Source organism: Cellulosimicrobium sp. PMB13 (assembly GCF_051294865.1).
Classification (GTDB): Bacteria; Actinomycetota; Actinomycetes; order Actinomycetales; family Cellulomonadaceae; genus Cellulosimicrobium.
In genome coordinates this window covers 4,498,684-4,519,965 of sequence record NZ_CP145910.1, presented here as the reverse complement: position 1 = coordinate 4,519,965, position 21,282 = coordinate 4,498,684, and the positions used below count along the sequence as shown (strand labels likewise).

At 74.5% G+C, this 21,282-nt stretch carries 20 protein-coding genes and 1 tRNA gene; 12 read left to right on the top strand and 9 right to left on the bottom strand.

All coding sequences use genetic code 11. The features are described from left to right. Positions 1-63: 63 nt before the first annotated feature. Entirely contained in the window at positions 64-546 is a 483-nt protein-coding gene (locus V5D56_RS20095) for a hypothetical protein (protein WP_435737029.1), read from the bottom strand. A gap of 344 nt (positions 547-890) precedes the next feature. On the opposite strand from V5D56_RS20095, the gene V5D56_RS20090 reads away from it, so the two are divergent. The 3 genes from V5D56_RS20090 (at position 891) to ispF (ending at position 2,823) form a co-directional block, all read left to right on the top strand. Beyond that, entirely contained in the window at positions 891-1,373 is a 483-nt protein-coding gene (locus V5D56_RS20090; protein WP_031315710.1) for a CarD family transcriptional regulator, read from the top strand. Positions 1,374-1,525: 152 nt separating this feature from the next. Further along, a complete protein-coding gene (gene ispD / locus V5D56_RS20085; RefSeq protein ID WP_435737028.1) occupies positions 1,526-2,281 on the top strand; it encodes a 2-C-methyl-D-erythritol 4-phosphate cytidylyltransferase in 756 nt (251 codons plus the stop codon). Continuing rightward, complete coding sequence (gene ispF / locus V5D56_RS20080; protein ID WP_435737027.1) at positions 2,278-2,823, top strand: 2-C-methyl-D-erythritol 2,4-cyclodiphosphate synthase; 546 nt, start codon at positions 2,278-2,280, stop codon at positions 2,821-2,823. The genes ispD and ispF overlap by 4 nt, the downstream gene beginning before the upstream one ends. Here ispF and V5D56_RS20075 read toward each other — a convergent pair. Next, positions 2,807-3,370: a hypothetical protein gene (locus V5D56_RS20075; protein ID WP_435737026.1), complete on the bottom strand. Its 564-nt coding sequence runs from the start codon at positions 3,368-3,370 to the stop codon at positions 2,807-2,809. The two genes, ispF and V5D56_RS20075, sit on opposite strands and share 17 nt — an antisense overlap. A gap of 163 nt (positions 3,371-3,533) precedes the next feature. Here V5D56_RS20075 and V5D56_RS20070 point away from each other — a divergent pair, with 163 nt between their 5' ends. Continuing rightward, positions 3,534-4,157, top strand: coding sequence for a TetR/AcrR family transcriptional regulator (locus V5D56_RS20070; protein ID WP_435737025.1), 624 nt, complete (start codon positions 3,534-3,536; stop codon positions 4,155-4,157). Between the two features lie 54 nt (positions 4,158-4,211). Here V5D56_RS20070 and V5D56_RS20065 read toward each other — a convergent pair whose 3' ends face one another. Further along, positions 4,212-5,609 (bottom strand): D-arabinono-1,4-lactone oxidase, encoded by a 1,398-nt coding sequence (locus tag V5D56_RS20065; protein ID WP_435737024.1) that lies wholly within the window; start codon positions 5,607-5,609, stop codon positions 4,212-4,214. A 63-nt stretch (positions 5,610-5,672) separates the two neighbouring features. Here V5D56_RS20065 and V5D56_RS20060 point away from each other — a divergent pair, with 63 nt between their 5' ends. The 3 genes from V5D56_RS20060 to rlmB all read left to right on the top strand — a co-directional run bounded on the left by V5D56_RS20060 (position 5,673) and on the right by rlmB (position 9,559). After that, the gene (locus V5D56_RS20060) at positions 5,673-6,953 is read left to right on the top strand and encodes an alanine racemase (RefSeq protein ID WP_435737023.1); all 1,281 of its coding nucleotides are present in this window, start codon (positions 5,673-5,675) and stop codon (positions 6,951-6,953) included. 78 nt (positions 6,954-7,031) lie between these two features. After that, positions 7,032-8,462, top strand: coding sequence for a cysteine--tRNA ligase (cysS, locus tag V5D56_RS20055; protein WP_435737022.1), 1,431 nt, complete (start codon positions 7,032-7,034; stop codon positions 8,460-8,462). Positions 8,463-8,569: 107 nt separating this feature from the next. Beyond that, the gene (rlmB, locus tag V5D56_RS20050) at positions 8,570-9,559 is read left to right on the top strand and encodes a 23S rRNA (guanosine(2251)-2'-O)-methyltransferase RlmB (RefSeq protein WP_435737021.1); all 990 of its coding nucleotides are present in this window, start codon (positions 8,570-8,572) and stop codon (positions 9,557-9,559) included. Between the two features lie 144 nt (positions 9,560-9,703). Here rlmB and V5D56_RS20045 read toward each other — a convergent pair whose 3' ends face one another. The 4 genes from V5D56_RS20045 to otsA form a co-directional block, all read right to left on the bottom strand. After that, complete coding sequence (locus V5D56_RS20045; RefSeq protein ID WP_435737020.1) at positions 9,704-10,963, bottom strand: DUF4032 domain-containing protein; 1,260 nt, start codon at positions 10,961-10,963, stop codon at positions 9,704-9,706. A gap of 484 nt (positions 10,964-11,447) precedes the next feature. Continuing rightward, positions 11,448-12,572 carry an ABC transporter ATP-binding protein gene (locus V5D56_RS20040; RefSeq protein ID WP_435737019.1) on the bottom strand — a complete coding sequence of 375 codons (1,125 nt, stop codon included), beginning with the start codon at positions 12,570-12,572 and terminating at the stop codon, positions 11,448-11,450. A gap of 212 nt (positions 12,573-12,784) precedes the next feature. Then, complete coding sequence (otsB, locus tag V5D56_RS20035; protein ID WP_435737018.1) at positions 12,785-13,648, bottom strand: trehalose-phosphatase; 864 nt, start codon at positions 13,646-13,648, stop codon at positions 12,785-12,787. Further along, positions 13,645-15,129, bottom strand: a complete 1,485-nt coding sequence (gene otsA, locus V5D56_RS20030) for an alpha,alpha-trehalose-phosphate synthase (UDP-forming) (protein ID WP_435737017.1) — start codon at positions 15,127-15,129, stop codon at positions 13,645-13,647. Before otsA ends, otsB begins: the two co-directional genes overlap by 4 nt. 131 nt (positions 15,130-15,260) lie before the next feature. Between otsA and V5D56_RS20025 the strand changes: the two genes are divergently transcribed. The 4 genes from V5D56_RS20025 to V5D56_RS20010 all read left to right on the top strand — a co-directional run bounded on the left by V5D56_RS20025 (position 15,261) and on the right by V5D56_RS20010 (position 18,703). After that, positions 15,261-16,970: a serine/threonine-protein kinase gene (locus V5D56_RS20025; protein WP_435737016.1), complete on the top strand. Its 1,710-nt coding sequence runs from the start codon at positions 15,261-15,263 to the stop codon at positions 16,968-16,970. A gap of 74 nt (positions 16,971-17,044) precedes the next feature. Beyond that, positions 17,045-17,623: a hypothetical protein gene (locus V5D56_RS20020; protein WP_435737015.1), complete on the top strand. Its 579-nt coding sequence runs from the start codon at positions 17,045-17,047 to the stop codon at positions 17,621-17,623. Between the two features lie 87 nt (positions 17,624-17,710). Continuing rightward, positions 17,711-18,568, top strand: a complete 858-nt coding sequence (locus V5D56_RS20015; RefSeq protein WP_435737014.1) for a DsbA family protein — start codon at positions 17,711-17,713, stop codon at positions 18,566-18,568. Between the two features lie 62 nt (positions 18,569-18,630). Beyond that, positions 18,631-18,703: transfer RNA gene (locus V5D56_RS20010), tRNA-Thr, on the top strand. Between the two features lie 154 nt (positions 18,704-18,857). Here the strand turns inward: V5D56_RS20010 and V5D56_RS20005 are convergent. Together V5D56_RS20005 and V5D56_RS20000 are read right to left on the bottom strand one after the other, a co-directional pair. After that, complete coding sequence (locus tag V5D56_RS20005) at positions 18,858-19,715, bottom strand: SGNH/GDSL hydrolase family protein (protein WP_435737013.1); 858 nt, start codon at positions 19,713-19,715, stop codon at positions 18,858-18,860. 335 nt (positions 19,716-20,050) lie between these two features. Further along, positions 20,051-20,752: a uracil-DNA glycosylase gene (locus V5D56_RS20000; protein WP_435737012.1), complete on the bottom strand. Its 702-nt coding sequence runs from the start codon at positions 20,750-20,752 to the stop codon at positions 20,051-20,053. Positions 20,753-20,893: 141 nt separating this feature from the next. On the opposite strand from V5D56_RS20000, the gene V5D56_RS19995 reads away from it, so the two are divergent. After that, positions 20,894-21,211 carry a DUF3263 domain-containing protein gene (locus tag V5D56_RS19995; protein ID WP_435737011.1) on the top strand — a complete coding sequence of 106 codons (318 nt, stop codon included), beginning with the start codon at positions 20,894-20,896 and terminating at the stop codon, positions 21,209-21,211. The last annotated feature ends 71 nt before the right edge of the window (positions 21,212-21,282 follow it).

The following is a 21,282-nucleotide window of genomic DNA, read 5'->3' as shown; positions in this document are numbered from 1 at the left end:
TCCCCCCGGGGGAGCGGCGCCGTCGTGCTGCGTGGCGTGGCGCGGCGGGTGGCCGCGGCAGGCTCAGGGGATCAGGTGCGCGTACTCCTCGAGCGTGCCGTCGAGGACGGGCAGGGAGAGCGCCTCCTCCTCGCCGGTGCTCACGGAGACGGTCACGGGCAGGACGCCGCCCGGCGCGACGTCGACGCTGCCGAGCTGGGCGTCGAACCCGTCCTCGGTGCCGAGGTAGACGGTCGACCCGGCCTCGACGGGCACGGTCAGGCCGGCACCGCCCTCGGGCGCGAGCTCGAACTCGACGTCCTCGCTGGTGTCGTTCGCGAAGGCGCCGATGACGGCGCCCGGCTCGCCCTCGCCCGCGGTGACGACCATGAGGTTGAGCCCGCGGAGCTCGTCCGTGAGGTTCACCCGGAGGCCGTCGGACGGCGAGTAGGGCCGGTTGGTCTCGATGGGGGAGCACGCGGCGGTGGCTGCGACGGTCGCGACGACGACGGGGACGGCCCAGGCCCGCAGGGTCCGGCGTGCTCGGGTGGTCGTGGTGCGGGTCACGTGCTCTCCAGGGGCGCGAGGGGGCTGGGGTTTCCGGCCCCAGCCTAGTGCGTCGGCGTGCGGGAGGGTGGCCCGGCGACCCGTGGTGGCGCGGGCGTGAGCGGCGTCACGCGCCGGGCCGGGGGCCGCTCGTCCACCGATGCCGCGCCGACAGGCTCCGTGTCGAGCGACGGAACGTGCTCCACGGCCGGCGGGCTGGCGTTCGCGGGTTCTTCGCGCGGAGCGCCGCAAGCCCTCTGACCTGCACAGATACCCGCGTGAACGGGCGCGAAAAGGTGCCCGGGGCTCGGATATCCACAGATCCCCGTGGTAAGATGGCCGTCCGCGAAAGGGGACATCTGCAGATGACGTTCACAGTAGGCGAGACCGTTGTCTACCCGCACCACGGCGCCGCACTGATCGAAGAGATCAAGACGCGTACGATCCGCGGCGAGGACAAGATCTACCTCAAGCTCAAGGTCGCCCAGGGTGACCTGACCATCGAAGTCCCAGCCGAGAACGTCGACCTCGTCGGCGTGCGTGACGTCGTCGGCCAGGAAGGCCTGGACCGCGTGTTCGAGGTGCTTCGTGCACCCTACACGGAGGAGCCGACCAACTGGTCCCGCCGGTACAAGGCGAACCTCGAGAAGCTCGCGTCGGGCGACGTCATCAAGGTGGCCGAGGTCGTGCGTGACCTCTCCCGCCGGGACGCCGACCGGGGCCTGTCGGCCGGGGAGAAGCGGATGCTCTCCAAGGCTCGTCAGATCCTCGTCTCGGAGCTCGCGCTGGCCGAGCACACCGAGGAGGACAAGGCCGAGGCGATCCTCGACGAGGTCCTCGCGTCCTGACCCAGCGGTCGATCCACCGGGCACACCCGGCGCTCGACACCACGGGAGGGTGACCGTCCACGGACGGCCACCCTCCCGTCGTCGTTCCCCACGGCGCAGCCGATGGACTGGCGGGACGTCCGGAGCGGAGCGACCCGGGATACGGTGTGGCCGTGCCGACTCTCGCCGTCCTCACCGCCGCGGGCTCCGGGACGCGCCTCGGGATGGACGTCCCCAAGGCGCTCGTCGAGCTCGAGGGGCTGCCCCTCGTCGTGCACGCCGCGCGACGGCTGTGCTCGTCCGGGGTCGTCGACGCCCTCGTCGTGACGGCGCCTGCAGGCCTCGTCGACCACGTCGGCGCGATGCTGCGCGACGATCCCGGCGTCGACCGCCCGGTGCACGTCGTGGCCGGCTCAGGCACACGACAGGCCTCCGTCGCCGCCGGGCTGCGCGCAGGCCTGGCCGGTGCCGACGCGGCGTCCGGCGCCGGTCCGGTCGACGTCGTCCTCGTGCACGACGCCGCCCGGCCGCTGGCGCCGCCCGCTCTCGTGCGGCGCGTGGTGGAGGCGGTCCGGGCCGGGCACCTCGCCGTCGTCCCCGGGCTCCCCGTGACGGACACGGTCAAGCGCGTCGACCCGGCGGGTCCCGACGACCCCGTGCACGCCGAGCGGGTCACCGCGACCGTCGACCGGTCGGCGCTGCGCGCGGTCCAGACGCCCCAGGGCTTCGACCGTGCCCTGCTCGAGAGGGCGCACGCGGCCGCGGAGCACCGCGGGGACGACGAGTCGGCGGCGGCGACCGACGACGCCGGTCTGGTCGAGGACCTCGGGCACGCGGTGCACGTCGTGCCGGGCGACCCCGCCGCGGCGAAGATCACCACGCGGCGCGACCTGCGGGTCGCCGAGCTCACCCTCCAGGAGTCACGATGACCGATCCGGCGGAGCCCGTCGTCCAGCCCTCGTCGCCGCGGATGCCGGCAGGGCTCCCGCGCACGGGCGTCGGGGTCGACGTCCACGCGTACGCGGCGGAGGGCGAGGACCGCCCGCTGTGGCTCGGCGGGCTGCACTGGCCGGGCGAGAGAGGGCTCGCGGGCCACTCGGACGCGGACGTCGCCGCGCACGCCGCAGCGGACGCCCTGTTCTCCGCGAGCGGGCTGGGGGACCTCGGGTCGAACTTCGGCACGTCCGCGCCCGAGTGGGCCGGGGCGAGCGGTGCCCGCCTCCTCGCCGAGGCCGCGCGCCGCGTCCGGGCGTCGGGCTTCGAGATCGGGAACGTCGCCGTCCAGGTGATCGGCAACAGGCCGCGACTCGGCCCCCGCCGGGCGGAGGCGGAGGCCGCGCTCAGCGCGGCGGCGGGTGCCCCCGTGACCGTCACGGCCACGACCACCGACGGTCTCGGCCTCACGGGGCGCGGCGAAGGCCTCGCGGCGCTCGCGACGGCGCTCGTCGTGGCGGTCAGCCCGCCGGGGTGACCTGCACGCTCGTCAGGACGGAGCGCGTCTGCTCCGCGCCGTCGGTGTCCTCCACGGCGTGGGACGCGGTGAGGTAGACGGTCCACGGTTCGCCGTCGGCGGCGGTCGACCCGACGAGGACCACCTCCTGGGCGACCGGCGTCCCGCCGACGTCGACCGTGCCCGACACGCGGTAGGCAGGGACGTCGCCGAGGGTCGTCGCGCCCTGGCCCTCGGCGTCCGGCAGCCAGCCGTCGATCGCGGCGACGCGCTCCGCGGTGGCGGCGCCGGCGTCCTCCAGCGGGCCGTCCGCCGCCTCACCCGTGACGACGACGTCGGCGCGGAACGCCGGGTCGCCGAACCCGTCGGGGGAGCGGACCGCGAACGCGCCGTCCTGCGTCAGGCGCTCCCAGCCCGCGGGCGCGGTCACCGAGACCGGGACGTCGGGGACCGCGTACGTCGCCGGGCTCGCGGTCGCGTCAGGTTCCTCGGACGCCCCGCAGCCCACCAGGGCGAGCGTGGTGGCGACGAGGGCCGCGCCGAGCAGGGGGTGGTGAGCAGGTCGCACGGTGCTCCGTCTCGTGAGGTGCCGTCGTCGAGGTGTCATCCGACGCGCCATTCTCGCGCGCCCCGGACCCCGCGTGCCAGGCTGGTCGCAGACCCGTACGATCGTGGGAAGCCTCGCGATGTGTTTCACTTTCCCAGAGCACGACACTTGGGATGAACCGCACATGAACCGTATGTCCGTCGAAGAACGCCGGGCCCAGCTCGTAGACGCCGCGATGACCATCGCCGTCCGCGAGGGGGTGGAGGCGGTGACCATCCGTGGGGTCGCCGGCGAGGCAGGCGTCTCCCTGGGCGTCGTCCACTACTGCTTCGAGGACAAGGACGAGCTCCTCCAGGCGATGGGCAACAGCCTCGCCCTCGTCGCGTCCGAGCCGGTCCGTGCGTCGCTCGACGTGAGCACCGACGTCGTCGTGCTCGCGCACGCCGCGGCCGACGCGCTGTGGGAAGGGCTCACCCCTCGTCGGCACATGCGCCTGCTGACGTTCGAGTTCGCGACCGCGGGCGTGCGCAGCCGTGCGCTGCGGTCCGTCGCGCACGCGCACCTCGAGCAGACGTGGAACATGACCCAGGGGATCCTCGAGGAGGTCGCCCGCCGCGCCGGGGTGAGCTATCGGCTCGACCTGCGCTTCCTGTCGCGGCTCGTGGCGGGCTACATCGACGGTATCGAGATCGCCTGGCTGGTCGAGCAGGACGACGACGTCGCGATCGCGAGCTTCCACGCGCTCGCCGACTACGTCCTGACGCAGGTCGTGCAGCCGGAGGACGACGGGGTCCGGGCGGACGCCTGACGGCCTGCGGTCGACGCGACCTCCCGCGCCTCCGGTGATCTCGGAGCCGCCTGTCTACCGGCCGATCTCACGGCCCGGGGGCGGGCCGAGGACCGTGTCGGTGTACGGGTTCGAGAACACGCCGCCGGGGTCGACGGCGTCGCGCACGGCGAGGAAGTCGTCGAACCGCGGGTAGAGCGCGCGGAACCGTTCGGCGTCGAGGCCGTGGAGCTTGCCCCAGTGCGGGCGGCCGTCCACCTCGGCGACGATCCTCTCGACCGCGTCGAAGTACCGCTCGTGGGACAGCCGGGCGTACTGGTGCACGGCGACGTACGCCGTCGGGCGACCGTGCGCCGTGGAGAGCCACACGTCGTCGGGCGCGGCGAAGCGCACCTCGACCGGGAACGGGACGTGCTCGCCCGACCGCTCGAGCCAGTCGTCGACCGCCGTCAGGACGTCGACGAGCCGGTCGCGCGGCACCGCGTACTCCATCTCGCGGAACCTGACCCGGCGCGACGTGACGAACACCTGGTACGACGGCGCGACGTACGTGCGCGGGGCGAGGGCTCGCGCGGAGACCGCGTTGAGGTGCGGCGTCGCGCGCGGCACCGCCTTCGCGACGCGGTTGACGAGCTCGAACGCCCGGTTGGAGAGCAGCTCCTCGTCGAGCCACGTGCGGGCACGGGCGACGGCTCCCGGCCCGGTGCGCAGGCGCTCGAGCTCGGAGGCCTCGTCGTCGGGCGCGAGGCGGTTGTTGCGCTTGGTGAGGGCCCGCCGCGTGTGGGGGAACCAGTAGAACTCGACGTGGTCGTTGCCGCCGACGAGGCCGGCGGGGTCGTCGTCCGGGGCGCTGAGCCCGTCGAGCACGCGATCGAGGGGCCACGGTTCCTCCTGCGCCCGCAGGAGGAACGCCGGGACCACCTCGAGCGTCACCGCGGACAGCACACCGGTCGCGCCCAGCCCGAGCCGGCTCGCCTCGAAGAGGTCCGGGTCCTGCGTCGGCGTCGCCTCGCGGACCGTCCCGTCCGCGCCGACGACACGGACCCCGCGCACCTGGGTCGCGAGCCCGCCGAGGCGCGCGCCCGTCCCGTGCGTGCCCGTCGAGATCGCGCCCGCGACCGACTGCCGGTCGATGTCGCCGAGGTTGCGCATCGCGAGCCCCGCCGCGGCGAGGGCCTCGTTGAGCCGGTGCAGCCGGATCCCGGCCCCGACGGTGACGTGGATCGCGTCGCCCTCGCGCGCGATCCGCTCGACGAGGCTCAGCCGGTCGAGGTCGAGGAGCAGCCCGTCGGTGACGGCGGCGGGCGTGAAGGAGTGGCCCGCTCCGACGGCGCGCACGCGCAGCCCGTCGGCCGCGGCGCGGGCCACGTGCGCGGCCAGGTCGGCCTCGTCGCGCGGGGCGGCCCGACGGCGCGGGCGAGCGGTGGCCGTGCGGGCCCAGTTGGTCCAGACGAGGGCGTCGTCGCTGCTCACAGCACGTACTGTCTCACGCGCGACGCGTGCCGCGGCGTCGTCTCGGTGGCGTACGTTTCTCCCATGGGCGAGGCCACGACGACGGCGCGAGCGGTGGGGGGCCGCGCCGCCGGGACCGACGAGCAGGACACCACGGGGACAGGGACGTCGCCGTCGCTGCTCGCACGTCTCACCCGGGCGACCGAGCGCCTCGACGGCCCGCTCGCCGTCGTGGACCTCGACCGGTTCGACGCGAACGCCGACGAGCTCGTCGCGCGCGCCGGGGGGACACCCGTCCGCCTCGCGTCGAAGTCGGTGCGCGTGCGGGCCCTCGCGGACCGCGCGCTGGACCGCGGGTTCCGCGGCGTCATGGCGTTCTCGGTGCGCGAGGCGCTGTGGCTCGTCGGGCAGGGCACGCGCGACGTGCTCGTGGCGTACCCCAGCGTCGACCGGGGCGCGCTCGCCGCGCTGGCCCGGGACGAGGAGGCGCGCCGCGAGATCACGCTCATGGTCGACGATGCCGCGCACGTCGCCCTCGTCCGCCAGGCGCTCGCGGGGGTCGGCCACGGCACGGACGCGGCGCCGGTGCAGGTGGCGCTGGACGTCGACGCGTCGCTGCGGGTCGGCCTCGGACCGTTCGTCGCGCACCTCGGCACGCGGCGCTCGCCCGTGCGCACCCCCGACGACGCCGCGGCCCTCGCCGCGCGCGTCGCCGCCGAGCCGGGCCTGCGGCTGCGCGGCGTCATGTTCTACGAGGCGCAGGTCGCCGGGCTCCCCGACGCCAGCCCCGCGGTCCGCCTCGTCAAGCGGGCGTCCGTCGCCGACCTCGCGACGCGCCGCGGCGAGGTCGTCGGGGCGGTGCGGGACGTCGTCGGGCACGACGTGGAGCTCGTGAACTCGGGAGGGACCGGGTCGCTCGAGACGTCGTCCGCGGACCCGGTCGTGACCGAGGTGACCGCCGGATCGGGCCTCTACGTGCCCGGCCTGTTCGACGGCTACCGCGCGTTCCGCCCGCGACCCGCGGCGTTCTTCGGGCTCGACGTGGTCCGCGTCCCGGCGCCGGGATGGGCCACGGCGTTCAGCGGCGGGTACGTCGCGTCCGGGCCCGCGGCCCGCAGCAGGCTCCCGCTCGTCGCGACGCCCGGGTGGTCTCTCACCGGGCGCGAGGGCGCGGGAGAGGTCCAGACCCCGCTGCACCGCACGAGCCGGCGGGCAGCCGACCTCGAGATCGGCGACCGGGTGTGGTTCCGCCACGCCAAGGCCGGCGAGGTGATGGAGCGCTTCGACGTCGTGCACCTCGTGCGGGGGGACGAGGTCGTGGACGTCGTGCCGACCTACCGGGGCGAGGGCCGCGCCTTCGGCTGACCGGTCCGCGCGCGACGACGGTCGCGGCGCCGGGTCGCGGTTCGGACCGCGACGCGCCGCCCCGGTACCCTTGCGGACGTGACCCTTCGCCTGTTCGACACCGCCACGCGGGACGTGCGCGACTTCGTGCCCCAGACCCCGGGCGAGGTCGGCATCTACCTGTGTGGCGCGACCGTCCAGGCCGCACCCCACATCGGGCACATGCGCTCCGCGGTCGCGTTCGACGTCCTCGTGCGCTGGCTGCGCCGCGCGGGGTCACGCGTCACGCTCATCCGGAACGTCACGGACATCGACGACAAGATCCTCGCGAAGTCCGCCGCGGCCGGCGAGCCGTGGTGGGCGTGGGCCGCGACGTACGAGCGCGCGTTCACCGCGGCGTACGACGCGCTCGGCGTGCTGCCGCCCACCTACGAGCCGCGCGCGACAGGCCACGTCCCCGACATGGTCGACCTCATGGAGCGGCTCGTCGAGCGCGGCCACGCGTACACCACCGGACCGGGCGACGTCTGGTTCGACGTGCGGTCGTGGCGCGAGTACGGCTCGCTCACCAACCAGCGCCTCGAAGACCTCAACCCCGTGCCCGACGACGTCCCTGCCGACGCGCAGGAGGCCGCCGCCAAGCGCGACCCGCGCGACTTCGCGCTGTGGAAGGCGCCCAAGGACGACGAGCCGGCCACGGCGTCGTGGGAGACGCCCTTCGGCCGCGGGCGGCCGGGCTGGCACCTCGAGTGCTCGGCGATGGCTCGGCGCTACCTCGGCGACACGTTCGACATCCACGGTGGCGGTCTCGACCTGCGCTTCCCGCACCACGAGAACGAGCAGGCGCAGTCCCGGGCCGCGGGGTACGGCTTCGCCCGGCACTGGCTGCACAGCGCGTGGGTCACGCAGGGCGGCACCAAGATGAGCAAGTCGCTCGGCAACGGGCTGCTCGTGCGCGAGGTCCTGGCGTCGACCAGCCCCGCGGTCCTGCGCTACGCGCTCGCGTCCGTCCAGTACCGGTCGATGCTCGAGTGGACGCCCGCGACCGTCACCGAGGCGCAGACGACGTGGGAGCGCCTCGCGGGGTTCGTCGAGCGCGCCACGGAGCGCGTGGGCGACGTCGGCGACGTGCGCGACGCCGAGCTGCCCACCGCCTTCACCACCGCGATGGACGACGACCTCAACGTGCCCGCGGCGCTCGCCGTCGTGCACGAGCACCTGCGCGCGGGGAACTCGGCGCTCGCCGACCGCAGCAGCGCGGCCGACGCCGTCGCGCGCCACCACCTCGTCGCGCTGCGCGCGATGCTGGAGGTCCTCGGCCTCGACCCGGGCGACCCGCAGTGGGCCGACGCGGGCGACTCGCGCTACGCCGCCGCGCTCGACGCGGTCGTCGGCGCCGAGATCTCTGCCCGCGCCGAGGCTCGCGCAGCACGGGACTTCGCGACCGCCGACGCGATCCGGGACCGCCTCGCGGCGGCCGGGATCGTCGTCGAGGACTCCGCCGACGGCGCGCGCTGGAGCCTCGGCTGACCGAGCATGGGACGAGGGGCTCGCACGAGCTTCCCGGCCTCCGCCGCCCGCGCCCCGCGCGGCGGCGCACCACGACCTGAACGACCGACGACACGACGGGCAGACCCATGGCAGGCAACTCACAACGACGCGGCGCGATGCGCAAGGCCGGGAGCAAGAAGGGCGCGACCGTCGGCTCCGGCGGTCAGCGCCGCAAGGCGCTCGAGGGCCGCGGCCCCACGCCCAAGGCCGAGGACCGCGTCTACCACCCGGCGCACCAGCGCAAGGTGGCCGCCGAGAAGAAGGCCGCGGGTCAGCGACCGGGCGGTACGCGCGCCGGTCGCGGCGGCGGCCCGAAGGGCCGTGGCGGCGTCCAGGAGATCGTCACCGGGCGCAACTCCGTGCTCGAGGCGCTGCGCGCCGGCATCCCCGTCGAGGCCGTCTACCTCTTCTCGCGCCTCGACGCGGACGACCGCACGCGCGAGATCCTCGACATCGTGTCCGGGCGGGGCTACGAGCTGCTCGAGGTCGGCAAGCCCGAGCTCGACCGGCTGACCGACGGCGCCGTGCACCAGGGCGTCGCGCTCAAGGTCCCGCCGTACGACTACCGGGACGTCGACGACCTGCTCGACGCCGCCGCCGCGTCCGACCGCCCGCCGCTCATCGTCGCGCTCGACGGCGTGACGGACCCGCGCAACCTCGGCGCGGTCCTGCGCTCGGCGGGGGCGTTCGGGGCGCACGGCGTGCTCGTCCCCGAGCGCCGGGCCGCCGGCGTCACGGCGTCGGCGTGGAAGGTGTCCGCCGGGGCCGCGGCGCGCGTGCCCGTCGCGCGGGCCACGAACCTCGTCCGCGCGCTCGGCGAGCTGAAGCAGGCGGGCTGCTTCGTCGTCGGGCTGGACGCGGGCGGCACGACGTCGATCGGCGACCTCCAGCTCGCGACCGAGCCGCTCGTCGTCGTCGCCGGGTCCGAGGGCAAGGGGCTCTCGCGCCTCGTGCGCGAGGCGTGCGACGTCGTCGCCTCCATCCCCATCGACTCCGACACCGAGTCGCTCAACGCGGCCGTCGCGACCGGCATCTCGCTGTACGAGGTCGCGCGCCTGCGCGCCGCTCAGGACTGACGTCCCGCGACCTGTCAGCGCTGCACCGCCCGCGGGCCCCGTGGAGCGCTGACAGGCGCGAGCGCCCGCGACCTGTCAGCACGCCACCGGTCTGCGAGCCGGTGCCGCGCTGACACGTTGCTGCACCTGGGGAGCTGCCGCGGGTCAGCCGTAGTACTCCGGGTCCTTCTCGCCCGGCGCGAGGCCGAGGATCGACTTCTCGTCCGGCCGGTGCTGCAGCACGTTCTCGACGTACGAGCGCGTGGCCTCCGCCATCGGCACGTCCCGGCCCGCGCGCTCCGAGATGAACCACCGGTGGTCGAGGATCTCGTGGAACAGCTGCGCCGGCTCGAGCTTGCGGCGCAGGTCGCGCGGGACGGCCTGGATCGTCGGCTCGAACGCGCCGCTCAACCAGTCGTGCGCGACGAACTCCTCGTCGTCGTTCTGGCGGTCCGCCGCCGCCCGGTACGAGTCGAGGTCGTTGAGCAGCCGCCGGGCCTGGTTCTCCTGGACGTCCAGCCCGGTCAGACGCAGCAGGCGCCGCGAGTGGTGACCCGCGTCGACCACCTTCGGCTGGATCTGCACTGTCGTGCCGTCGATGTCCGTCGTGATGGCGAGCTCGCCGACGTCGAACCCCAGGTCGTTCAGGTGCTCGATGCGGGCAGCGACCCGCCACCGCTCGTTCGCGTCGAACGACTCCGACGTCGTCAGCGCCTCCCACAGCTCCTCGTACCGCGCGACCAGGGCGTCACCGATCGCCACCTCGTCCACGTCCTCGTCGAGCAGCTCGCCCGCCGCGAGGTCCATGAGCTCGCCGATGATGTTCGTGCGCGCGAGGTCGACGTCGTACGAGCGCTGGCCCGGGGACAGCTCACGGTGCAGGTCGCCCGTCTCCGCGTCCACGAGGAACGCCGCGAACGTCTCCGCGTCGCGGCGGAACAGCGTGTTCGACAGCGACACGTCGCCCCAGTAGAAGCCCACGAGGTGCAGCCGCACGAGGAGCACCGCGAGCGCGTCGATGAGACGCGTCGCCGTGTCCGGCCGCAGCGACTGGCTGAACAGCGCGCGATACGGCAACGAGAACTGCAGGTGCTCCGTGATGAGCACCGCCTCCAGCGGCTCGCCGTCAGGGTCCTTCCGCCCCGTGATGACCCCGACCGGCACGACGCTCGGCACCTCGAGCCGGCGCAGCTGGCGCAGCAGCTCGTACTCCCGGTACGCGACCGACTCGCCGATCTCCTTGATCGCGATGACCCGGCCCGAGAGGCGGACGAACCGCACGATGTGCCGGGAGATACCGCGGGGGAGCGCCGCGAGCGTCTCGGCCGGCCAGTCCTCGAGCGGGACGTCCCAGGGCAGGTCGAGGAGAGCCGGGTCGGGGGCAGACGCGGTGATCTGCAGGTTGTGCACCGTCACGCGCTCCATTGTCCATGGTCGTGGGGCGTGGGGCGTGGGGCGTGGGGCGTGGGGCGGCGGGTCGGGTCCGCCGACGCCTGCGCGGGGGCGGGGCGGGTCTACCATCCACCGCTCGTTCCTCGCGGCTCCCGCCAGACCCGCCACGACCCGCCCCGCCCCGCTCCGGCGTCGGCTCGTCCTGCGGCGGCGCCACGACCCGCCCCACCCCCGCTCCGGCGTCGGCTCGTCCTACCGCCGAACCCGGGGTTGTGCGCCCTGGCAGCGTTGTCTTGGCAACACAACCCGGGGTTCGGCGGGCTGGGGTGCCCGACCCGGGGTTCGGCGGGCTGGGGTGCCGAACCCCGGGTTGTTGGCCGATGGACGGGTTGAGCGGCGTACAAGCCGGAGTTCGGCGGTCGCCGTGTGCGCAACCCGGGGGTCGGCGGCTGCGGTGCGGACGACGAAGGGCGGGCCCGACCCGGAGGTCGGACCCGCCCTGTCGGCGGTGCAGAGGTCAGCTGAGGCGCTGGCCCGACGCGGCCGAGAAGACGTGCGAGTTGCCCGGGCGGATCGCCACGTAGATGCGCTCGCCCTTGGCGGGGACGTTGCGCGGGTCGACGCGGACGATGACCTGGTTGTCGCCGGCGCCCGAGTGGACGTCGGCCTGAGCGGCCAGCTCGCCCTTCAGGGTGCCGTAGACGAACGCGTCGGAGCCGAGCTCCTCGACGATGTTCACCTCGACGGGGAACGCGCTCTCGTTGGCCTGCGACACGACGTCGAGGGCCTCGGGACGGAAACCGATCGTCACCTTGCCGTTGTCGGCCTCGGTGAGCTTCGCCGCCACGTCGCGCTCGAGCGGGAGGCGGGCCGGGCCGACCTCGGCCACGCCACCGTTGACGGTGAACGTGCCGATGTTCATGGCCGGCGAGCCGATGAAGCCCGCGACGAAGACGTTCTGCGGGGTGTCGTACATCTCGCGCGGGGTGCCGACCTGCTGGAGCAGACCGTCCTTGAGGACCGCGATGCGGTCACCCATCGTGAGGGCCTCGGTCTGGTCGTGCGTGACGTAGACCGTGGTGACGCCGAGACGACGCTGGAGCGACGCGATCTGCGTACGGGTCTGGACGCGGAGCTTGGCGTCGAGGTTCGACAGCGGCTCGTCCATGAGGAACACCTGGGGCTGACGCACGATCGCGCGGCCCATGGCGACGCGCTGGCGCTGACCACCGGAGAGCGCCTTCGGCTTGCGGTCCAGGTACTCGGTGAGGTCGAGGATCTTCGCGGCCTCCTCGACGCGCTGGCGGATCTCCGCCTTCGGCGTGCCGGCGATCTTCAGCGCGAAGCCCATGTTGTCCGCGACGGACATGTGCGGGTACAGCGCGTAGTTCTGGAACACCATCGCGATGTCGCGGTCCTTCGGCTGGACGTCCGTGACGTCGCGGTCGCCGATGTAGATGTTGCCCGCGTTGACGTCCTCGAGGCCCGCGAGCATGCGGAGCGAGGTCGACTTGCCGCAGCCCGAGGGGCCGACGAGGACGAGGAACTCGCCGTCCTCGATGTGCAGGTTCAGCTGGTCCACCGCGGGGCGCTCGGTCCCGGGGTAGAGCCGCGTTGCGTGGTCGTAGGTGACCGTAGCCATGACTGGTACATCCCTCCACCGGCAGGTACGTGCCGGACGATCCGTTGTGCAGTGACGTGCCACGTCGACGTAGCTGTTCGCGATGGCGGACGAGCGTGTCTTCGACGACACAAATGAAGCCGGACCCCCGAACGGCAGGGACCCGACGTCATCGTGGAGCCGATACTACCCCCGGCGACTGAGTGCCAGGTCACACCCGGGTGCTCCGGAGGTCACGATCCGGTCCCGACCTCGCGGGTCAGCGCGCGCGCGAGGAGGTCGAGAGCGGCGGCCAGCGTGTCGGCGTCGGGCACGCGCTGCGACGCGGCGGTCGCGCCCGGCCCCACCTTGATGCCCAGGTCGTCGCCGTCGAGGATCCCGAGGACGGTCTCGTCGGTCGTGTCGTCGCCCGCGTACAGGACGCGCGTCCGGCCGCTCGTCCCGGCGTCCTGCCCGACGTCGTCGCGCAGCCGGTCCACCGCCTCGCCCTTCGACACGGTGAGGACGGCGATCTCGACGACGTCCTTGCCGTGCATCGCGTGCAGCCCCAGGTGCTCGGCCACCGCGTCGGCCGCGGCCTCGGCCGCCAGGGTGTCCTCGGGGGAGGCGAGCCGCGTGTGCAGGACGGCGGCGCTCGGCTTGTGCTGCACCCAGGCACCCTCGCGCCCGGCGACCGCGGCGGCCAGCCCGGTCCGCAGCTCGGCGAGCGCGCGCTCCTGGTCGTCCGTGAGGACGAGGGGGACGGCGTCCACGCCGTGCTCCGTCACGCGTCCCGTCTCGGCGCCGTGGCTCCCGACGAGGAACGTCCCGACGGGTGGCTCCCCGCGCTCGGCGAGGTCGGTGAGGTTGCGCCCCGACACGAGCGCGAGCCGCGTCGTCGACCCCTGCACCGCCGCCGCGAGGCGGTCCACGGCGGCCCGGGCCGCGGGCGTCATGCGCGCGGCGAGCGGGTCGTCGACGAGCGGCGCGAGCGTCCCGTCGAAGTCGAGGGCGACGAGGCGCGCGGGGGGCGGTCCGTCGCCGTCGGCCGCGAACGCGAGGACCGCCTGGGCGACGTCGGGCGGCAGGGTGACGTGGGACGGCGTGCCCCCGCTCATGCTCCGCGCTCCGCGTCGTCGTCCTGCGCGTCCCGGGCGGGCTCGGCGGACCGGCGCGGCACCCGCGACGGCATGGCGGTCAGGACGCCGAGGAACGACTCCGACCACTTGGCGACGTCGTCGGCGAGGACGCGGCGGCGCAGGCGCCGCATGCGCTTGCGCTGCTCGCGGTGGTCCATGTGCGCGGCCGCGACGATGATGTCCTTCATCCCGTCGATGTCGTGCGGGTTGACGAGCAGGGCGCCCGACGCGAGCTCGTCGGCGGCGCCCGTGAACTCCGACAGGACGAGGACGCCACGGTCGTCGGAGCGGGCCGCGACGTACTCCTTCGCGACGAGGTTCATGCCGTCGCGCAGCGACGTGACGAGCATGACGTCCGCCGCGAGGTACAGGGCGGCCATCTCCTCGGGCGGGTACGAGTGGTGCAGGTAGTGGATGGCCGCGTGCCCGATCTCGGCGTACTCGCCGTTGATGCGCCCCACCGCGCTCTCGACGTGCTCCCGCAGCTCCTGGTACGCGTCCACGTTCTCGCGGCTCGGGCTCGCGACCTGCACGAGCGTCGCGTGCTCGACGTCGAGCCGGCCGTCCTGCAGGAGCTCGCCGTACGCCTTGATGCGGTGGCGGATGCCCTTCGTGTAGTCCAGGCGGTCGACGCCCAGGATCATCACGTCGGGGTCGCCCAGGTCGGCGCGGACCTCCCGGGCGCGCTGCTGGACCTCGGGGGTGCGCGCGAGCTCGTCGAACCGCCGGGAGTCGATGGAGATGGGGAAGGCGGCGGCGCGCACGTGCCGGTCGTGGCCGTCGGCCGTGGGGACGGTGATCATCGGGCCGCGCGTCGTGTAGGCGCGCAGCCGGCGCACGGCGCGGATGAAGTTCGCGGCGTCTCCCGCCCGCTGGAACCCGACGAGGTCCGCGCCGAGCAGGCCGTCGAGGACCTGGCGCCGCCACGGGAGCTGCTGGAACAGCTCGAGCGGGGGGAAGGGGATGTGGTTGAAGAACCCGATCCGCACGTCGGGCCGCTGCTCGCGGACCATCTGCGGCACGAGCTGGAGCTGGTAGTCGTGCACCCACACGACGGCGCCCGGCGCGGCCTGCGCGACGGCGGCGTCGGCGAAGCGCTGGTTGACGCGGCGGTACGCCTCCCACCACGTGCGGTGGTAGGTGGGTGGCGAGATGACGTCGTGGTAGAGCGGCCAGAGGGTGTCGTTGGAGAAGCCCTCGTAGTAGCGCTCGATCTCGTCGGCGCTCAGGGTGACGGGGACGAGGCGCATGTCGTCGGCGTCGAACGGGTCGTGGGCGAGGTCGGGCGCACCGGACCAGCCGACCCACGCGCCGTCGGACGCCTGCATGACCGCCTCGAGCGCCGTGACCAGGCCGCCCGGCGAGCGGTCCCACGAGACGTCGCCGCTGGCGTCCACCGTGAAGTCCACGGGCAGCCGGTTGGCCACGACGACGAGGTCGAACCCTTCTTTGCCTGACAACGGAATTCTCCTTGGTGCTCCGATGGAACGCGGATGACGCGTCCCAGGGTAGACGGACGGTCGGGCACGGCGCGGCTCGACACCGGCGGCCACGGGCCGCCGGACGTCGCGTCTGCGGCTACCTTGTCACCATGGAGGAGTCCACGCAGCGCGTCGCCCCGACGGCGGGCGGCCGCGGGCCGGCCCCCGGCAGCGAGGTCGGTGGCTACCTCATCGGCGCGCGCCTCGGCTCCGGCGCCATGGGGACGGTGCACAGCGCGCACGACGGCGGCGGCAACCTCGTCGCGATCAAGTTCCTCCACGCGCACGTGGACGTCGACGCCGCGGCGCAGGGCCGCGAGCGCCTGCGTCGCGAGGCGCTGGCCCTCCAGCGGCTGCGCCACCCCGCCGTCGCGCAGATCCTCGACGTCGAGCTCGACGGGCCGGACGCGTTCATCGTCACCGAGCTCGTCGACGGGCCGACGCTCGAGGACGAGATCGCCGACGGCGGCCCGCTCGACGCGTGGGACCTGTACGAGCTCGCCGACCAGCTCGCCGCGGCGCTCGAGGCCGTCCACGCGGCGGGCGTCATCCACCGCGACCTCAAGCCGAGCAACGTCCTCGTGGCGTCGCGCGGTCCCGTGCTCATCGACTTCGGCATCGCGCAGGGGCTCGAGGACGCGCGCGTCACGTCGACCGGACTCGTCATGGGCACGCCCGGCTACCTCGCGCCCGAGCTGCTCGAGGGCGCGTCGCCGAGCGCCGACACGGACTGGTGGGGCTGGGCCGCCGTGCTCGCCTACGCCGCCACGGGTCGGGCGCCGTTCGGGGTGCGACCCACCGACGTCGTGCTCGCCCGCGCCCGCAGCGGACGGCCGGACCTCGCCGGCCTCGGGCCCGTCACCGCGCAGGCGCTCGCGGGCGCGCTGCACGCCGACCCCTCCCAGCGCCTCGGCCCGACCGAGGTCGTCGCGGCGCTGCGCCGCGCCGCCGACACGGGCGACGCCCCGACCCAGCTCGTCGGGCCACCGACCGGCCCGACGCAGGTCGTGGCGCCCGCGGCAGCCGCCGCCGGTGCCGGTGCCGCGTGGGCTGCGGCCCCCGCGGTCGTGCCGCCGCCCCTGCCGGTGTCGCAGACGCAGGTGAACGACGGCCGCACCGTCGCCGTGCCCGCCGACGGCTTCGCCGACCCCGACCTCCTCGACGACCTCGGGGCCCCGCCCTCGGGCGAGGCGGGCGAGCCGCTGTACGTCCGCCCGGTCCCTGCGTCCCGGCGCACGGTGCTCGCGCTCCTCGCGGTGCCGCTCGTGCTGCTCGGTGCGATGTTCCCCGGGCTCGCGTTCGGCGCCCTGGCGCTGTTCGTCGTGCTCGCGCGCGTCGTCGGCGTCACCACGGAGTCGTTGCACACGCGCCGCGAGCGCAAGGGGGTGCAGCGCAGCGACACCGCGCGCTCCGTCGCCGCGTCGCCCTGGTACGTGGTGCGGGCGCTGCTCGGCGCGCTCCCGTCGCTGCTCGTCGCGGCGTGCGCGGGCGTGCTCGTCGTCGTGGCGGGGTGGTGGCTCCTCGAGGCGGACCGCTGGGTCGTCGTCGAGGGGCCCGACGGCGGCAACTCGCCCGTCGTGACGACCGTCCTGCTGGGGGTCGCGATGCTCGCGGCCGTCGTGCTCGCGTGGGTCGGTCCGCTCACCTACCTCACGCGCTACGGGACCCGCACCGCGCTCGCCCGGGTCGCCCCGGGACGGACCGGGACGCTCGTCCTCCTCGGCCTCGGGATCGCCCTCACGATCGTGTGCGTGGTGCTGCTCGCGTCGGACCGCCCGGTCGAGTGGTGGCCGTTCCCGGGCCCGCCGGACCTGCGCTGACGTCCGTGGAGCGGCCGACGGGTGTCCTGCCGGCACCCAGGCTCGTCCCAGCCGGCGTGTGTAGTCTGGGCGCCGTGCTCCGGACGACGGCCACGCGCGGACTGCCGCGCGGCGCGACGAGGACGTCCGTCGTGCCCGCGACCGGGCCGTTCCTCGGCCCCGGCGTCCTCCTCCTCACGCTCGCCGCGGCCCTGCTGACGAACCTCGCGGACCGCGGGTTCGCCGTCGTGCACCAGTGCGTGACGGTCCCCGGCGCCTGGGGGATCGCGGGGATGCACCTCGCGCTCGTCCACGAGACCCCCGACTGCCCGTCCGGCACGGCGCTCGGCGGCGACGGCGCCGCGATGGTGACCGTGCTCGGCGTGCTCGCCGTGCCCGTCCTGCTGGGCCACGCGGTCGCCGCGCTCGTGGCGTGGGGCGTCTCGGCGCGCGTGCGCCGCGCGCACACGCGGGCCCGCGAGCTCTCCGCCGGGGCGGTGCGCGTCCTGACAGCGCTCCTCGCCCACGTCCTCGGTGCCTCGCAGGGACGCCGGGTCGCCGGGCCGCGTGCCCAGCGGCTGCCGCGGCCCGACGTCGTCCCCGCCGCCCTGCACCACCTCGCCGACGCCGTGGTGCGCACCCGGCGCGGACCCCCCGTGGCCGCCCTCGCCTGACGGCTCCCGCACCCGAGCCCGACGGCGGCACGCCCCCGCCCTCCGTCGTCCCCGCACGACGACCGCACCGCACCCGAAGGACCCACCATGCCCAGCAACGAACCCCAGACCAAGGCCCAGCGCCGCGACGCCGCGCGCGCCGAGGCGCTCGCGCTCCGCGAGGCGCAGGCCAAGCGCGACCGCCGCAACCGGCTCATCACGATCGGCGCGCTCGTCGCCGGTCTGGCCGTCCTCATCGGCGTGTTCCTCTACTTCTTCATCCCCGCCCTGAACGACCAGAACGAGACGATCGACGCGGTCGCGGCGGGGAACCTCAGCGAGGTCACCAACCCCGAGAACTCGACCGACGGCGGCATCCCGATGGGCGCCGACGGCGCCGCCGGGACCGAGAACGGCGCCGAGGCCGTCCAGGTCGACGTCTACCTCGACTACATGTGCCCCATCTGCGGCGACTTCGAGGAGGCCAACGGCGCCTCGCTCGACGCGCTGCGCGAGTCCGGCGACATCACCGTCGTGCTGCACCCCGTGTCGATCCTCGACCGCTACTCGCAGGGCTCGCAGTTCTCCACGCGCGCCGCGGCGGCCGCCGGCTTCGTCGCCGACCAGGCTCCCGAGGCCATGAACGAGTTCAACACCCTCATGTTCACCAACCAGCCCGCCGAGGGCACCGAGGGCCTGACCGACGAGCAGATCGCGGACCTCGCCGAGCAGGCCGGCGTCCCCGCCGACGTCGCGGCGCAGATCGCCGACGGCACGGCGACCGAGCAGTTCGCCGACTGGGCCGCTACGGCCACGAACCTCGTCACGCAGGACGAGTCGCTCGCCAACCCGCAGTCCGGCGGGTTCGGCACGCCGACGATCGCGATCGACGGCGAGCGCTGGGACGGCAACTGGTCCGACCCGAGCGCGCTGCCCGCGGCGATCGAGGCCGCGCAGCAGGGCTGACGCCGACCGGGTCGCGCCGGACGAGCGGGTATCCTGCTCTCTCGTCCGGCGCGAGCCGGTGCGCCGCCTTAGCTCAGCTGGTAGAGCACTCGCCTTGTAAGCGAAAGGTCGTCGGTTCGAACCCGACAGGCGGCTCCGCACGAGCCCCCGACCCGCACCGGGTCGGGGGCTTCGTCGTGCGCGGCTTCGGGAGCGGACCGTTCGGCGGTTCCCGCGTCCTTCGGCACGCGCTGCGCTCGTCGGCAGCTCGTGCTGCCGAACTGGCGCACGAGCCGCCGAACCGTCGTCCTCAGCCCTCCGCGAGCGGGACCGGCTGGAGCTCCGGGGCCTTCGGCAGCCGCCCGTCGCCCGACGACGTCCCGGTGAGCCGCCGCTGCACCCACGGCCCGACGTGCGCCCGTACCCACTGCCCGTGCTGGCGCGCTCGGTCGAGCGCGGGCGACGGCGGCAGGGGGGTCAGCGGGTCGTCCCACGCCGCGTCGTCGGGAGCCTGGCCCAGCCCGACGAGCGCGGCCTGCGCGACACGCCGGTGCCCCTCCGGCGTCAGGTGGATCCGGTCGTCCGACCACATGCGCCAGTCCTGGAGCGCGCGCAGGCCCCACAGGTCGACGACGTACGCCCCCTGACGCCGGGCGATGGCCCAGATGTGCGCGTTGTAGACCCCGACGCGCGAGCGGGTCAGCCCGACGAGCGGGGAGTGCGACGCGTCGAACCCGGTGCCCATCAGCACGTCGATCCCCGCCGCCCGCAGGCGGGAGACCGCGTGCTCGAGGTTGCGTGCGAGGCGGTCGACGTCCGCGTTGGGTCGCAGGATGTCGTTCCCCCCGCCGATCAGGCTCACGAGATCCGGCTGCAGCGCGAGGGCCGCGGGCACCTGCTCCGTGAGGATCGACCGCAGCTTGCGGCCCCGGATCGCGAGGTTGGCGTACCGCAGCGGCTCGTCGCCCGCAGCGACGCGGCGTACCGCGAGATGTTGCGCGAGGAGGTCCGCCCAGCCGCGCTGGTGGTCGTCCTGGCCGGGATACGGGTCCCACAGCCCCTCGGTAAATGAGTCACCCACCGCGACGTAGCTGCTCCAGCGCGGCGGGGAGGTCTCGGGGGCGGGCGTTCCGGCGGACGGGGAGGTCGTCGGGTTCGGCGTCGTCACCCGACCATTCTGCTCCTGCAGCTCGCGTGGTCCCGGCAGCTCGAGGGCGCGGTGAGGGGCAGTTCCGCGGTGGTTCCCGGGACGCGCGCGCGGTCCACCATCCGCCGCTCGTTCCTCGCGGCTCCCGCCAGGCCCGCCACGACCGCGCGCGCGTCCCGTCCACCACCGCTCGTCCGTCGCCTCGCCCACGCCACGCCACGACCGCGCGCGTCCCGACCACCACCGCTCGTCCGTCGCCTCGCCATGGCGCGGACCGGCGACGTCGCCGCGCATCGCTCGTCCGTCGCCTCGCCACCCTCCGACACGGTCCTGATCCGGTCGGACGTCCCCCTCGCCTAGGTGGTCGGGAGGTGCCAGTCGACGGGGGCGGCGCCCTGGGCGACGAGGAGCTCGTTGACGCGTGAGAACGGGCGGGAGCCGAAGAAGCCGCGGCGGGCCGAGAGCGGGCTCGGGTGGGCGCTCGCGACGACGGGCGTGTCGCCGAGCATCGGGCGCAACGTCGCGGCGTCGCGGCCCCACAGGATGGCGACGAGCGGGGCGTCGCGCGCGACGAGCGCCCGGATCGCCGCCTCCGTGAAGGTCTCCCAGCCCTGGCCGCGGTGGGATCCCGGCTCGCCGGGACGCACGGTGAGGACCCTGTTGAGCAGCATGACGCCCTGGTCGCTCCAGGCGGACAGGTCGCCGGTCGCGGGGGTGGGGGCGCCGACGTCGTCCGCGAGCTCCGCGAAGATGTTCTGCAGCGATCGCGGCACGGGGCGCACGTGCGGCTGCACGGAGAAGGACAGGCCCATCGCGTGGCCCGGGGTGGGGTACGGGTCCTGCCCGACGACGAGCACGCGCACCTCCGCGAGCGGGCGCGAGAACGCGTTGAGGATGGCCGACGGCGCGGGCAGGTACTCGCGGCCCGCGGCGACCTCCGCGCGCAGGAAGTCGCCCGTCGCGTGGAGCTGCGGCTCCACGGGTGCCAGGGCCTCGGCCCAGTCGGGGGCCATGATGCTCGCGAGCGAGGGGCGGGTCGTTCCGGGTGCGCTCTCCACGGGGACCGAGCGTAGCCCGCGCCCGGCGGGGACGAATGACACCGGTGTGGTTCGCTGCGTACCCTGGGGACGGTCCGGCCCTCGCGCCACGACGAGGGCGGACGGTTTCGGTGACGAGAACGTGCACGACGGGAGGGAACCATGAGCGAGGCCGCACACGTCCTCGAGGGACCCGACGCGACCGCGCCCTCCGGCGGCGACGGCGCGGCGTCGGGGCTGAGCGCGCGCGACCAGGAGATCCTCGACTTCGAGCGCCAGTGGTGGAAGTACGCGGGCGCGAAGGAGCAGGCGGTCCGCGAGCTGTTCGACCTGTCCGCCACGCGGTACTACCAGGTGCTCAACGCGCTCATCGACTCGCCGGCCGCGCTGGCCCACGACCCGATGCTGGTCAAGCGGCTGCGGCGCATGCGGTCCACGCGCCAACGCGCCCGCACCGCACGCCGTCTCGAAGGTCTCTGAGGCGGTGCGAGCGGTGAAGAACCGGCGAACCGGACGTTTAGCCATCGGCCGCGACCGGGCTACCCTGTCGC